Origin of the sequence: Microbispora sp. NPDC046933 (assembly GCF_040644635.1) — a bacterium.
Taxonomy (GTDB): Bacteria; Actinomycetota; Actinomycetes; order Streptosporangiales; family Streptosporangiaceae; genus Microbispora.
In genome coordinates this window covers 41,901-54,764 of sequence record NZ_JBEYWW010000030.1, presented here as the reverse complement: position 1 = coordinate 54,764, position 12,864 = coordinate 41,901, and the positions used below count along the sequence as shown (strand labels likewise).

Below are 12,864 nucleotides of genomic sequence, written 5' to 3'. Positions count from 1 at the left end.
GGATTCTCGTTCCGGGTGCTTGACCCGCCCGAGCCGATCCCGGTCCTGCCCGACGTGGCCGACCGGCTGCGCGTGGCGGCCGAAGCAGGCCCCGGAGAGGCCGGTCAGACCGTGACGACGACCTTTCCGCGGGCGTGCCCCCGTTCCACGTACCCGATGGCCGCCGGGATCTCGTCGAACGGGTAGGCGCGGTCGATCACCGGGGTGACCTTGCCGTCCTCGATGAGGTCGGTCAGCCGCATCAGGTCGCCCCGGACCTTCTCGCCGTAGGACACCCGGGTCACGACCACGCGCTGGGACACGAACGGCGACACCGCGAGCGTCGCGATGATGTGGCCGACGGGCTGCAGCCATCGTCCGGCCGGCCCGCCGACGACGAGGTGCGTCCCCCGGGGCTTCAGCACCCGCGCGCAGGACCGCGGCGCGCGGGTGCCCGCGATGTCGAGCAGCAGGTCGTGGCGCCGCCCGTGCCGCGTGAAGTCCTCCTTCGTGTAGTCGACGACCTCGTCCGCGCCGATCGACCGCACCAGGTCCGCGTTCCGGCCGCTGCACACGCCGGTGACCTCGGCGCCGAACGCCTTGGCGAGTTGCACGGCGAAGGTCCCCACGCCGCCCGAGGCCCCGTTCACGAGAACCCTGTGCCCCGCCTGGACCCGTCCCTGGTCGAGCGCGATCAGTGCGGTGACGGCCGCCATCGGCACCGCGGCCGCCTGCTCGAACGACAGGTTCTCCGGCTTCCTGGCCAGTGCGCTCTCCCGTACGCACACGTACTCGGCGAAGCCGCCCTGCGTGAGCAGCGCGAACACCTCGTCGCCCGGGCGGAACCCGGTGACGCCGGCGCCGACCGCCTCGACCTGCCCCGCCACGTCGGCGCCCAGGATGCCGACTCGCGGCCCGCGCGGGCCGAGCGTGCCGCCCATCAGACGCGCGACGTAGGGCTCGCCTCTCATGTGGTGCCAGTCGTACGGCTGGACGGAGGTGGCGCGGACCCGGACCAGCACCTCGCCGGGGCCGGGCACGGGCGTGTCGACGTCGGTGAGCTCCAGGACGTCGGGCGGACCGTACGAGCGTAGGACGAACGCCTTCATCGCATTTTCTCCTCGTCACCTCGGCGGTGGGGAGAGCCAGCGTAAGAAGCGCCGCATGCGGGGCGTATCGGCCGAAAGTACGCCCGATCGGCAGCCGATCGAGCGGGGCGGATCCGGCCGTTCCGCCGATGAACCGCCGCCCCCTCGCGGACCACGATCGGCGCATGACCGAATCGATGGAACGGCCCACACTCGCGCGGAGCAACTCATCCGGCAGGAACCGCAGGGCGGGGTGGGCCGTGCCCGCCGCGCTGATCGCGCTCAGCGCCGTCCCGGTGATCGCCGGGTCCACCCGGCTGGGGCAGCTGGCCGGCGGCGGGCCGATCACGCAGGACAGCGTCCGGTATTTCGCGACGCCCGCGCCCGTCGTCGCGCACATCGTCTCCGTCACGCTCTTCAGCGTCCTGGGGGCCCTCCAGTTCGCCCACGGATTACGCCGCCGCAGGCCCGCGTGGCACCGCGCCGCCGGGCGGCTCGTGGTTCCGTCCGGGCTCGTCAGCGCGTTCACGGGTCTGTGGATGACGCTGTTCTATCCCCACCTGCCCAACGACAGCGCCCTCCTCGTGGGCCTGCGGCTGGTGTTCGGCACTCTCATGATCGTGTCGCTCGTCCTCGGCTTCGCGGCGATCCGGCGGCGGGACGTGGCCCGTCACCGCGCCTGGATGACACGGGGCTACGCGATCGGCATGGGTGCGGGCACCCAGCTGCTGACCGTCGGTCCCTGGATGGCGCTGGCCGGCGAGCCCGGCCCGCTCCCCCGGGCGCTGCTGATGGGCGCCGGATGGGTGATCAACCTCGTCGTCGCGGAGTGGGCCGTCCGCAAGGGGCCCCGACTCCCCGCTCTGTCCCGAAGGGCGAAGTAGGCGACTTCAACCGAGTGTTGCGAAGCTCGACCTGATGCGCGTCTTGACAGGCAGCCATCCGGCTGCCTAACTTAAAGGCAGCCGTAAGGCTGCATATCGACAGGTGGCAACCCGGGTACGAGGGCGGGCATGGACGAGGTGTTCAAGGCGCTGGCCGATCCGAGCCGGCGCGCGCTGCTCGACTCGCTGAACGCCCGCAACGGGCAGACGCTGCGCGAGCTGTGCGCCGGACTCGACATGGCCAGGCAGTCCGTCAGCAAGCACCTCGCTGTGCTGGAGGAGGCCGGGCTCGTCGCCACCGTGCGGCGGGGCCGGGAGAAGCTGCACTACCTCAACGCCGCGCCCGTGCAAGAGATCGCCCACCGGTGGATCAGCCGCTACGACCGGGCCAGGGTCCAAGCCCTGGCGGACCTGAAACTCGCCCTGGAGGAGACCCCGATGGACGCGCCGACCTTCGTCTACACCACCTACATCCGCACCACCCCGCAGAAGCTCTGGCAGGCGCTGACCGAGCCCGCCTTCACCCGCCGCTACTGGGCCACGGAGTTCACCACGGACTGGTCCGCCGGCTCGCCGATGACCTGGGACAACCATGGCGTGCTGATCAGCGACCCCGAGCAGGTCGTGCTGGAGGCCGAACCCTACAGCCGGCTCTCCTACACCTGGCACGCCATCACCCCGGAGCTCGCCAAGCGCTTCGGCTGGGACGAGGAGCTGCTCGCCCGGCTGTCCGGGGAGGCCCGCTCGAAGGTCACCTTCACGATTGAGGAGGCCGCCGCGCAGGTCGTGAAGCTCACCGTCGTGCACGACGGCTTCGAGCCCGGATCGGGCCTGGCCGAGATGGTCAGCCACGGCTGGCCGAACGTGGTGGCGAGCCTGAAGTCGCTGCTGGAGACCGGCGAACCGCTGCCCGACGATGCGTGAGTGCGGGTCCGCATCGGTGACGCCGTCGGACAGGACGTAGAGCCGGTAGTCGCGGTCGGCGGCGTCAGTGACGGTGGACAGTACGACGCCGCTGGTGGTGACGCCGGCGATGGCGGCGTCGTGCGCGCGCGTCGGGTGATGAAGTCACGGTGACAGCCGTGGCGGCCCGTCAGGCACCGCTCGGTGCGGGCTCCGTCTCGGCGAGGGGCTCGGCGAGCGGCTCAGCGAGGGGCTCGCCGAGCGGCGTCGCGGCGCGTCGGGGGAGCAGCAGCGGGGTCGCCAGCAGGAGCACACCGGCCAGGCCGATGGCCGTACGCGGGCCGAGCAGGCCGCCCAGCACGCCCCAGACGGCCGTCAGGAGCGCGGTCGAGGCCTTGGTCGTCACCGACCAGGCGGACAGCGTGCGGGCGACCCGATCGGTCGCGGTGCGCTCGAGGCGGTAGGTGGCGCAGACGGGATTGAAGACCCCGCAGCAGAAGATGAGCCCGAGTTCGACACCCATCACCAGCAGCAGCCCTCCGGCGCCCGGCCCCACGAAGGCCAGGCCGACGAGCCAGAGCGCGCGCAGCGCCCCGGAGACGACCAGGACCCGGTGCTGCCCGAACCGGGTGACGAGTGGCCGGGCCAGCCGCGAACCCAGCAGCCCGCCGATCGAGGGGGCGGCGAAGGCGAGGCCGTACTGCCACGGCTCGAACCCGAGCCGGCCGAGCATCAGGACGGCCAGCAGCGCGTCCGCGGCCATCACCAGGCCGTTGAACACGGCGGTGTTGAAGAACAGGGGGCGCAGCGTCGCGTCGGCGAGGATGTACCGCCAGCCGTCGAGCAGGTCCCGGGCGCGTATGCGCGCGGTCTCCCGGCGCTCGGGCCGCGGCTCCTGACCGCCTGTCGCGCGGATGCCCAGGGCCGAGAGCAGGTAGCTGACCGCGTCGGCCACCACCGTCGCCACCGGACCGAGGAACCCGATCGCGGCACCGCCGAGCGGCGGTCCGATGATCGTGGTCGTCCAGGACGTCGACTCGAATCGGGCGTTGGCGACGAGCAGGTCCTCGGCCGGCACCAGCGTCTTCAGGTACGCGCCGGAGGCGGCACGGAAGGTGATGTCGGCCGCCGCGACGACCACCGAGACCAGCAGGAGCTGGACGAAGGAGAGCACGCCGAGCGCGAACGCGGCGGGGATCGTCAGCAGCGCCGCGAACCGCACCAGGTCCATCCCGATCAGCACCGGCCGCTTGCGGCGGAACTCCACCCACGGGCCCAGCGGCACCGCCACGGCCGCGCCCACCGCCGCCCCCACGGAGGACAACGCCGCGACCTCCACCGGCCCGGCGTGCAGCACCTGCACCGCGATCAGCGGGAACGCGCCGAAGGCGAGCCACGTGCCGAGCGCGCTGGTCCCGTACGCTGCCCAGAGCCACCCGAACCGCCGCCCCAGCCGGTGCCCGTTCCTCATGCCCGACGCCCCTCGTCACTCGCTCGCACAACCTATTCGCGATCGGAAGCATCAAAGCGAGCACCATGCCCCCAGATCAAACAACCGCAGGGCCGCCCGGCCACAACCAACGGTTGTGTCCCTAGGGTGTCCGCATGGACCTCGACACCGTCCGGACCTTCGTCGCCGCCGCCGACGCGGGGCGGTTCCAGGAGGCCGCCGCCGAGCTGGCGGTCACCCAGCAGGCCGTCTCCAAGCGCATCGCCGCGCTGGAGCGCGACCTCGGCGTGCGGCTGTTCACCCGCACGCCGCGCGGCGCCGAGCTCACCATCGACGGGCAGGCGTTCCTGCCCCACGCCCGGGAGCTGCTGCGCGCCGCCGACCGGGCCGTCGCCTCAGTGCGCGCCGGCCGCCGTCCGCTGCGCGTCGACGTGCTCAACTCACGCGGCGCGGCCTCGGGCCTGATGCGCAGCTTCCACCGCGCGCACCCCGACATCGACCTCGACGTGGTGATGCTGTTCGACATCGAGAGGGCCGTCGCCGCCGTCCGGTCCGGCGCGATCGACGCGTCCTTCCGCGCCGTCGCCATGCCCGGCCGGCCCCTTCCCGACGACATCGAGTCCGTACGGGTGCTCGACGAACCGCTCCAGCTCCTCACCGGCCCCGCCCACGCGCTGGCCGGCGCCCGGTCGGTGACCGTCGCCCAGCTCGCCGGGCACCGGATCTGGATGCCCGGCCTCGTCCCCGGCACCGAGTGGGCCGCCTACTACGACGACCTCGTCGCCGAGTTCGGCCTCACCATCGAGGCGACCGGCCCCAACTTCGGCTCCGACGCGCTCCTCGACACCATCGCCGACACCCCGGCCCTGGCCACCTTCATGGGCGGGCAGACCCGCGTCGTCTGGCCCGCGGGCCATGGCCTGCGCCGCATCCCGGTGACCGACCCCATGCCCGTCTACCCGCACTCGCTTCTGTGGCACCGCGACAACCCCCACCCCGCGCTGGCCACCCTCCGCGCCCACCTCGCCGCCACGGCGGCCGGCCACGACGCCGCCGGGACCTGGGCGCCGGACTGGGCGATCTCGCGCCGAACGCCGCCGCCTCGCGCCTGAGCCGGGACCCCGGTCAGCTCCTGACGCGGCCGGTCTCGTAGGCCCAGATGGCGATCTCCACCCGGTTGCGGGCGCCGAGCTTGGCCATCAGGCTGGCGACGTGGGTCTTGACCGTGCTGAGCGAGATGTGCAGCTCGGCGGAGATCTCGCCGTTGGTCCGGCCGCGCGCCACGGCGGCGAGGATCTGCTCCTCCCGGTAGGTGAGCGCCTCGATGGGCTGCGCGGGTGAGGGGGCGGGACCGGTGCGGGCGAAGGCGCCGAGCAGCCGCGCGGTGACGCTCGGGGCGATGAGCGCGTCGCCGCCCGCGGCGGCGTGCACGGCCTGCGCGAGCATGTCGGCGCCGGCGTTCTTCAACAGGAAACCCCGGGCGCCCGCTCTCAGCGCGGCGTAGACGTACTCGTCGAGGTCGAACGTGGTGATCACGACGACGGCGAGGGGGTCGGCGACGTCCGGTCCGGCGAGGGACCGGGTCGCCTCGATGCCGTCGGTCCCGGGCATGCGGATGTCGAACAGGCACACGTCGGGGCGCAGGCGCCGGGCGAGCTCGACGGCCCGCCGCCCGTCGGCGGCCGTGCCGACGACCTCGATGTCCGGCTGGGCGTCGAGGATCATCGACAGCCCGGTGCGGACGATCTCCTGGTCGTCGGCGATCAGCACCCGGACGCCGTGCCCACCGACTCGCTCGCTCCGCTCGCTCATGTCGCGATCCCGGCCCGGGGAAGCACCGCGGTCACCGTCCACCCCCGATCACGGTCCGGGCCGGCCACGCACGTGCCGCCGAGAAGATTCGCGCGCTCGCTCATGCCGATGATCCCGTATCCCGGCGACGCGGCCGGGCGCGTGGAGCCCCCGTCGCCGTCGTCGCGCACGCACAGGCGCACCGCCGTCTCGTCGGCGGCGACGCGCACCTCGACCCGGGTGGCGCGACGCGCGTGCCGTACGGCGTTGGTCACCGCCTCCTGGGCGATGCGGTAGACCGCGGACTCGACCGACGGCGACAGGCCGTCCAGGTCTCCCGATATCTCCACCTCGACCGCCGGGTGGTGGGAGCCGCCCCGGCTCGCGAGCCGTTCGAGATCGGTGATGCGCCGGCCGGGGGTCAGCTCCGCCGGCCGGTCCCGGCGCAGGACGCGGACGATGGCGCGCATCTCGTCGAGGGCCCGTGCCGCCTCGGCCTCGATCACGCGGAGAGCCTCGGCCGCGGCGTCCGGCCGCGCCGCCGCCGTGGCGAGCCCGGCCTGCGCGCGGATGGCCATCGCGGAGACGTGATGCGCGACCGTGTCGTGCAGGTCGCGGGCGAGCTGCTCGCGCATCAGCAGCTTGACCTGGTCCAGCTCGCGCATCCTCGCCCCGGCCCGGTAGCGGAACACCGCGCCCAGGCTGGTGGTGGCGAGCATGACGGCGAACGGCCCGACCACGTCGGCGACAGCGGCATGTTTGACGAGCACGGAGAGACCGGCGGCGACGAGCATGACTCCCAGGCCGGTCACGATCTCACGGCCCGACCCCCACCGGAACACCGCGTACGGCAGGATCAGCATGGACACCAGCGTGTACATGTCGAGCGTCGCGCCGCCCACGAGGATCGGGATCAGGCTCGTGGTGATGAAGCAGATCGCGAGCATCGCGAGGGGCCGGGTCCGCCGCCACAGCAGGGTGGGCACCAGCCCGACGGTGACGGCCACGGAGAAGAGCCGCCACGGCAGGTCCGGCCGCAGCGCCCCTTCGAGCACCGCGAGCGGCACGAGCACCCCGACGAGCGCCCAGTCCCGCCACACGCGTACGGGTGGATCGGGGGGACGGGGCTCATGCCACACGGAGCGGAGGAAGCCGTGCACCGACTCATCGTACGAGAGCCGGCGCCGGCCGCGCCCGCCCCGGGGTGGAGACTCTCCTGTCGCCGGGTCGGTGACCTTAGCGCAGGCTTAAACAACGCTTAGAGGGCCAGGAGGGCGTTGACCCCTTCGCTGTCTGTGCTTACTCTCCTAACTAATAGGAAACTTTCCTGTCCTTTACCCCCCAAGAGCAGGAGCTCCGTTGCGAAAGATCCTCCTAGGGTCCGTGATCGCGGGCGCCGCGTTACTCGCGCCGCTCGCGCTCGGGACCGCCACCGCCGCCACCCCCGCCACCGCCACGTACGCCGTCGACTCCGACTGGGGCTCCGGCTTCCAGGGCAAGTACACCGTGAAGGCCGGGTCGGACGCCCTGCCGAGCTGGACCGTCGAGATCGACATGCCCTCGGGCGCGACGATCAGCTCGGCCTGGGACGCCACCATGACCAAGAGCGGCAACCACTACACGTTCAAGAACCCCTCCTGGAGCGGCGGCCTCGCGGCGGGCGCCTCGGCGAGCTTCGGCTTCGTCGGCGCGCCCGGCGGCTCGACCCCGCTGAACTGCACCCTGAACGGCGCGCCCTGCACCGGCGGGCCGACCGCCTCCCCCTCGGCCAGCCCGAGCAAGAGCCCGAGCCCCAGCCCGTCCGCCTCGCCCTCGGCCTCGCCGTCCACGTCTCCCTCCGCGTCGCCGTCGCCCTCGGCGAGCCCGAGCTCGCCCCCGCCGCCCGGCGGGAAGAAGGTGATGGGCTACTTCACCGACTGGGGCGTCTACGGCCGGCAGTACTTCGTGAAGAACATCGTGAGCAGCGGCTCGGCCGCCAAGCTCACCCACATCAACTACGCCTTCGGCAACGTGACCAACGGCCAGTGCGCGATCGGCGACTCCTATGCCGACTACGACATGGCCTACACGACGGCCAACAGCGTGGACGGCAAGGCGGACACCTGGGACAACCCCAACGCGCTGCGCGGCGCGTTCAACCAGCTGCGCAAGCTCAAGGCGATGTACCCGAACATCAAGATCCTCTACTCCTTCGGCGGCTGGACCTGGTCGGGCGGCTTCGGGCAGGCGGCGGCCAACCCCACCGCGTTCGCGAACTCCTGCTACAACCTCGTCGAGGACCCGCGCTGGGCGGACGTGTTCGACGGCATCGACATCGACTGGGAGTACCCGAACGCCTGCGGTCTCAGCTGTGACAGCAGCGGCCCGGCGGCGTTCAAGAACCTGATGGCCGCGCTGCGCGCCAAGTTCGGCAAGGACTACCTGATCACCGCGGCGATCACCGCCGACGGCAACTCCGGCGGCAAGATGGACCTCGCCGACTACGGCGGCGCGGCGCAGTACGTCGACTGGTACAACGTCATGACCTACGACTTCTTCGGCGCCTGGGACGCCAAGGGCCCGACGGCTCCGCACTCGCCGCTCACGTCCTACTCCGGCATCCCGGTGGCGGGCTTCTACACCGACAACGCGGTGCAGAAGCTGAAGAGCCTGGGCGTGCCGTCGAACAAGATCCTGCTCGGCATCGGCTTCTACGGCCGCGGCTGGACCGGCGTCACCCAGGACGCCCCCGGCGGCACCGCCACCGGCGCCGCGCCCGGCACGTACGAGGCGGGCATCGAGGACTACAAGGTCCTCAAGACCAGCTGCCCGGCCACCGGCACGGTCGCCGGCACCGCCTACGCCAAGTGCGGCTCGAACTGGTGGAGCTACGACACCCCCGCCACGATCGGCGGCAAGATGACCTACGCCAAGAACCAGGGTCTCGGCGGGGCCTTCTTCTGGGAGTTCAGCGGCGACACCGCCAACGGTGAGCTGATCTACGCGATGTCCAACGGACTCAAGTGACACCGTCCAACGGACTCAAGTGACACCGTCCAACGGCCTGAAGTAGCCGCTTCGCACCGATGTGGGCCCCCGCGCGTCTCGCGCGGGGGCCCTGATCATCCGGCCATCCTGGCGAAACCGTCGCTTATGGTGGCATTTATGGACGCGACGAGGACGATCGTAGAGACGGTCGGCAAGCTGCGGCAGCGCCGTACCGCGCCGCTCGTGCTGGAACTGGACCTGACCGAGGGGCTGTCGGAAGGACCGCCCGCCGACCCTGTCACCGCCCTGCTGTCCATGCGCAAGACGCGCCTCACCGACGTGCTGTCGGGCCTGCGCCGCGCCCGCAAGGACCCCCGCGTCACCGGGCTGATCGTCAAGATCGGCGGTAACCCTCTCGGTCTCGGCATGGTGCAGGAGCTGCGCACGGCGGTGGTGAAGCTGCGCGCCGCGGGCAAGCGGACCGTCGCGTTCGCCGAGACGTTCGGCGAGTTCGGCGCGGGCACCGTCCCCTACTACCTGGCCAGCGCCTTCGAGCGGGTCTACCTCCAGCCCTCCGGCGACGTGGGCCTGACCGGGGTGGCGCTGGAGCAGCGGTTCCTGCGCGACGCGCTCGCCAAGGCCGGCGTGGAATACCAGCTCGGCCAGCGGCACGAGTACAAGACCGCGGCCAACACGTTCACCCAGAACCACATGACAGACGCCCACCGCGAGTCGGCCGGGCGCATCGCCGAGTCGGTCACCGAGCAGGTCGTCGCCGGCATCGCCGAGGCGCGCGGCCTCGACCCGAAGCGGGTGCGCGAGCTGATCGACCAGGGCCCGTTCATCGGGGCCGAGGCCGTCGAGGCCGGGCTCGTGGACGGGCTGAAGTATCGCGACGAGGTCTACGCGGAGACCGTCGAGGACGGCGCCCACCTGCTCTACGTGTCGCGGTACGCCAAGAGCGCGCTGTCCGGCAGGCTTCCCCACCCCGGAGCCGACACGGTCGCCCTGGTCCACGGCAACGGCATGATCCGCCTCGGGCGCAGCGGCCGTTCCCCGCTGGGCGGCGGGGGCGCCATGGGCTCCGACACCATCTGCGCCGCCCTGCGCTCGGCCCGCCGGGACGAGAAGGTCAAGGCGATCGTGTTCCGCGTGGACAGCCCGGGCGGGTCGTACGTTGCCTCCGACGCCATCTGGCGGGAGGTCGTGCTGGCGCGCCGGGCGGGCAAGCCGGTCATCGTGTCGATGGGCGACCTGGCGGCCTCCGGCGGCTACTTCGTGTCGATGGCCGCCGACGTGATCGTGGCCCAGCCGGGCACGCTGACCGGCTCGATCGGCGTGTTCGGCGGCAAGCCCGTCGTCGGCGAGCTGCTCGGCAAGCTCGGCGTGGTGACCGAGTCGGTCGCCGAGGGCGCCAACGCCGGGATGTTCTCGCCGTCCACCGCGTTCTCCGACGCCCAGTGGGAGCGGGTGAACGCCTGGCTCGACCGCATCTACGACGACTTCGTGGGGAAGGTGGCGCAGGGCCGCGACCTGACCAAGGAGCGGGCGCACGAGCTGGCCAGGGGCCGCGTGTGGACCGGCGCCGACGCCAGGGCGGCCGGTCTCGTCGACGAGCTCGGCGGCCTGGAGGACGCCCTCGCCCTGGCCCGCCGCCGGGCCGGGCTGGCCGACGACGCCCCCGTACGGACCTATCCCCGCATGCACCCGCTGGAGCGGCTGCGCCCGCCGGAGTCCAGCGAGGACAAGTCGGCCGCGCTCGCCCGGGTGCGCCTGGAGGCGTGGGGGCCGCTGGCGCGGATGGCCGGGCAGCTCGGCCTCCCGGCGTACGGCCCGCTGGTGCTGCCGGGCTGGTGGACGATCCGGTAGTCAGAGCACCGGACGGTATCGGCCGCGCAGCCGTACGAGCGGGGCCTTCGAGGCGTCGACGTAGTCGACGCCGAGGACCTCCCCGACGAACAGGGTGTGATCGCCGGCCGGGACGACCTGCGCCGTCTCGGCCTCGATCGCCGCCACGCCCCGTTCCACGACCAGCGCGTCGCTGTGCGCGCCGCGATGGTGGGCGACCCCGGCCAGCAGGAGCCGGGCGCCCGGCCGTCCGGCCGTGGCGAAGCGGGAGGCGACCGTCTGCTGGCCGTCGGCCAGGACGCTCGCGGCCCAGCGGTCCCTGCGCAGCAGCACCTCGGCGAGGTATCCGGCCGAGTCGAGGCTGATCAGCACGAGCGGCGGGTCGAGCGACACCGACATGAGCGTCGCGACCGTCGTGCCCAGGTCGTCGCGGTCGTCCCTGACCGTCACCACCGCCACGCCCGCGGCCACCTGTCCCATGGCCTCGGTGAACAGTCCCACGTCGGGGCTCCTTCCGTTCCGGTGTGCGACTGTGCCACCGGGCGCCAGGACGCGCAACCGAAGTTTTGGTGAATATGTCATGACATAAGGATGACCTATTGCATTGGTGTTAATTGGTCATTACGGTCGAGGCGACATCATCCCCCAACCGAGGAGGCGCGATGCGTCCCCTGTCCGGGCTGTTCCTTGCCACCCTGACGATCTCCCTGATAGGCGGGGCGGCGGTCCCCGCGTCGAGCAGCGGCGTCGCCACCGTGTACCCGCAGGTGGAGACCCCCGCCCTGTACGACGACGAGGCCGGCGGCAACGCCAACGGCGACGACCCCGCCATCTGGGTGGACCCCCACGACTCGGACGACAGCGTGGTGATCGGCACCGCCAAGGAGGCCGGGCTCTTCGTCTACGACCTCGACGGACGGCAGGTCCAGCACCTGCCCGCGCCCGCGGCGCCGGGCCCCGACGACGAGGTCGGCAGGTTCAACAACGTCGACGTCGCCTACGGTTTCGGCGGCAGGGACCTCGCGGTGGTCTCCGACCGGGGCCGCGACCAGCTCAGGATCTACGCCATCTCCCAGGGCCGGCTCACCGACGTGACCGACCCGGCCGCGCCGTTCGTCTTCAACTCCACGCAGGAGCAGGTCAACGACAAGGAGACGGCGTACGGCCTGGCCACCTGGACGGACTCCACCGGGACGTACGCGCTGGTCAGCCGGCGGCACCGGACCTCGGTCGGGCTGGTGAAGCTGCTGCCCAAGCCGGGCGGGAAGGTCGGCTACCAGCTGGTCAGGACGCTCGACCTGCCCGCGTCGTTCGCCCTGCCCAACGGCCAGACCTGGACCCCGTGCGACGAGCCCGGGGTGCAGCCGCAGGTCGAGGGCATGGTCGTGGACCAGGAGAAGGACGTGCTCTACGCCGCCCAGGAGGACGTCGGCATCTGGCGGATGCGGGCCGACCTCACCGGCACGCCGGTGCTGGTGGACAAGACCAAGGAGTTCGGCGTGCCCGGCACGTACGACGCCGCGACCGACGAGTGCACGCCCGGCGCGGACCCCGGCTACGGCGGCAAGCATCTGGCGGCGGACGCCGAGGGCCTGACGATCTACTACCGCGAGGACGGCAAGGGCTACCTGCTGGCCTCCAGCCAGGGCGACAGCACCTTCGCCGTCTACCGCAGGGAGGGGTCCAACTCCTACCTGGGCCAGTTCCGGGTGGGCGAGAAGAACGGCCGCGACGGCGTCGAGCACAGCGACGGCTCGACCGTGCTGAACGTCCCGCTCGGCGACTTCGACGAGGGCCTGTTCGTCGCGCACGACGGGGAGAACACCCCCGCCGAGCCCGACCGGGAGATCACGAACTTCAAGTTCACGAAGTGGGACGACATCGCGGACAAGCTCGACCTCGACGTGGACACCGACGGCTGGGACCCGCGCGACTGACGCTGAGGAACCAGAAG

At 72.0% G+C, this 12,864-nt stretch carries 11 protein-coding genes and 1 pseudogene; 6 read left to right on the top strand and 6 right to left on the bottom strand.

Annotation, left to right across the window (positions count from 1 at the left end; genetic code table 11):
* Positions 1–104: 104 nt before the first annotated feature.
* The gene (locus tag ABZ857_RS32650) at positions 105–1,088 is read right to left on the bottom strand and encodes an NAD(P)-dependent alcohol dehydrogenase (protein ID WP_357050741.1); all 984 of its coding nucleotides are present in this window, start codon (positions 1,086–1,088) and stop codon (positions 105–107) included.
* A gap of 164 nt (positions 1,089–1,252) precedes the next feature.
* Between ABZ857_RS32650 and ABZ857_RS32645 the strand changes: the two genes are divergently transcribed.
* Together ABZ857_RS32645 and ABZ857_RS32640 are read left to right on the top strand one after the other, a co-directional pair.
* The gene (locus tag ABZ857_RS32645) at positions 1,253–1,951 is read left to right on the top strand and encodes a DUF2306 domain-containing protein (protein ID WP_357050738.1); all 699 of its coding nucleotides are present in this window, start codon (positions 1,253–1,255) and stop codon (positions 1,949–1,951) included.
* A 129-nt stretch (positions 1,952–2,080) separates the two neighbouring features.
* The gene (locus tag ABZ857_RS32640; RefSeq protein ID WP_357050735.1) at positions 2,081–2,875 is read left to right on the top strand and encodes a metalloregulator ArsR/SmtB family transcription factor; all 795 of its coding nucleotides are present in this window, start codon (positions 2,081–2,083) and stop codon (positions 2,873–2,875) included.
* A 12-nt stretch (positions 2,876–2,887) separates the two neighbouring features.
* Here ABZ857_RS32640 and ABZ857_RS32635 read toward each other — a convergent pair.
* Positions 2,888–2,986: pseudogene (locus ABZ857_RS32635) on the bottom strand (isochorismatase family protein); the annotation flags it as partial.
* 58 nt (positions 2,987–3,044) lie between these two features.
* Positions 3,045–4,325 (bottom strand): MFS transporter, encoded by a 1,281-nt coding sequence (locus ABZ857_RS32630; protein WP_357050732.1) that lies wholly within the window; start codon positions 4,323–4,325, stop codon positions 3,045–3,047.
* Between the two features lie 134 nt (positions 4,326–4,459).
* Between ABZ857_RS32630 and ABZ857_RS32625 the strand changes: the two genes are divergently transcribed.
* The gene (locus ABZ857_RS32625; protein ID WP_357050729.1) at positions 4,460–5,416 is read left to right on the top strand and encodes a LysR family transcriptional regulator; all 957 of its coding nucleotides are present in this window, start codon (positions 4,460–4,462) and stop codon (positions 5,414–5,416) included.
* Between the two features lie 13 nt (positions 5,417–5,429).
* Here the strand turns inward: ABZ857_RS32625 and ABZ857_RS32620 are convergent, their stop codons facing one another.
* Complete coding sequence (locus ABZ857_RS32620) at positions 5,430–6,116, bottom strand: response regulator transcription factor (RefSeq protein ID WP_357050726.1); 687 nt, start codon at positions 6,114–6,116, stop codon at positions 5,430–5,432.
* On the bottom strand, positions 6,113–7,255 hold the full coding sequence (locus ABZ857_RS32615) for a histidine kinase (protein ID WP_357050723.1): 1,143 nt from the start codon (positions 7,253–7,255) through the stop codon (positions 6,113–6,115). Before ABZ857_RS32615 ends, ABZ857_RS32620 begins: the two co-directional genes overlap by 4 nt.
* Positions 7,256–7,454: 199 nt before the next feature.
* Here ABZ857_RS32615 and ABZ857_RS32610 point away from each other — a divergent pair, with 199 nt between their 5' ends.
* Together ABZ857_RS32610 and sppA are read left to right on the top strand one after the other, a co-directional pair.
* Entirely contained in the window at positions 7,455–9,101 is a 1,647-nt protein-coding gene (locus ABZ857_RS32610) for a glycosyl hydrolase family 18 protein (protein WP_357050720.1), read from the top strand.
* A gap of 138 nt (positions 9,102–9,239) precedes the next feature.
* Positions 9,240–10,931 (top strand): signal peptide peptidase SppA, encoded by a 1,692-nt coding sequence (gene sppA / locus ABZ857_RS32605; RefSeq protein WP_357050717.1) that lies wholly within the window; start codon positions 9,240–9,242, stop codon positions 10,929–10,931.
* Here sppA and ABZ857_RS32600 read toward each other — a convergent pair whose 3' ends face one another.
* Entirely contained in the window at positions 10,932–11,411 is a 480-nt protein-coding gene (locus ABZ857_RS32600) for a flavin reductase family protein (RefSeq protein ID WP_357050714.1), read from the bottom strand.
* 161 nt (positions 11,412–11,572) lie between these two features.
* Between ABZ857_RS32600 and ABZ857_RS32595 the strand changes: the two genes are divergently transcribed.
* The gene (locus tag ABZ857_RS32595; RefSeq protein ID WP_357050711.1) at positions 11,573–12,847 is read left to right on the top strand and encodes a phytase; all 1,275 of its coding nucleotides are present in this window, start codon (positions 11,573–11,575) and stop codon (positions 12,845–12,847) included.
* Positions 12,848–12,864: the final 17 nt, after the last annotated feature.

Bases quoted from the DNA above. Each gene is read 5' to 3' on its own strand.
- ABZ857_RS32640 (WP_357050735.1), top strand. From the start codon at position 2,081: ATGGACGAGGTGTTCAAGGCGCTGGCCGATCCGAGCCGGCGCGCGCTG.
- ABZ857_RS32650 (WP_357050741.1), bottom strand. From the start codon at position 1,088: ATGAAGGCGTTCGTCCTACGCTCGTACGGTCCGCCCGACGTCCTGGAG.
- ABZ857_RS32595 (WP_357050711.1), top strand. From the start codon at position 11,573: ATGCGTCCCCTGTCCGGGCTGTTCCTTGCCACCCTGACGATCTCCCTG.
- ABZ857_RS32645 (WP_357050738.1), top strand. From the start codon at position 1,253: ATGACCGAATCGATGGAACGGCCCACACTCGCGCGGAGCAACTCATCC.
- ABZ857_RS32625 (WP_357050729.1), top strand. From the start codon at position 4,460: ATGGACCTCGACACCGTCCGGACCTTCGTCGCCGCCGCCGACGCGGGG.
- ABZ857_RS32630 (WP_357050732.1), bottom strand. From the start codon at position 4,325: ATGAGGAACGGGCACCGGCTGGGGCGGCGGTTCGGGTGGCTCTGGGCA.
- ABZ857_RS32620 (WP_357050726.1), bottom strand. From the start codon at position 6,116: ATGAGCGAGCGGAGCGAGCGAGTCGGTGGGCACGGCGTCCGGGTGCTG.
- sppA (WP_357050717.1), top strand. From the start codon at position 9,240: ATGGACGCGACGAGGACGATCGTAGAGACGGTCGGCAAGCTGCGGCAG.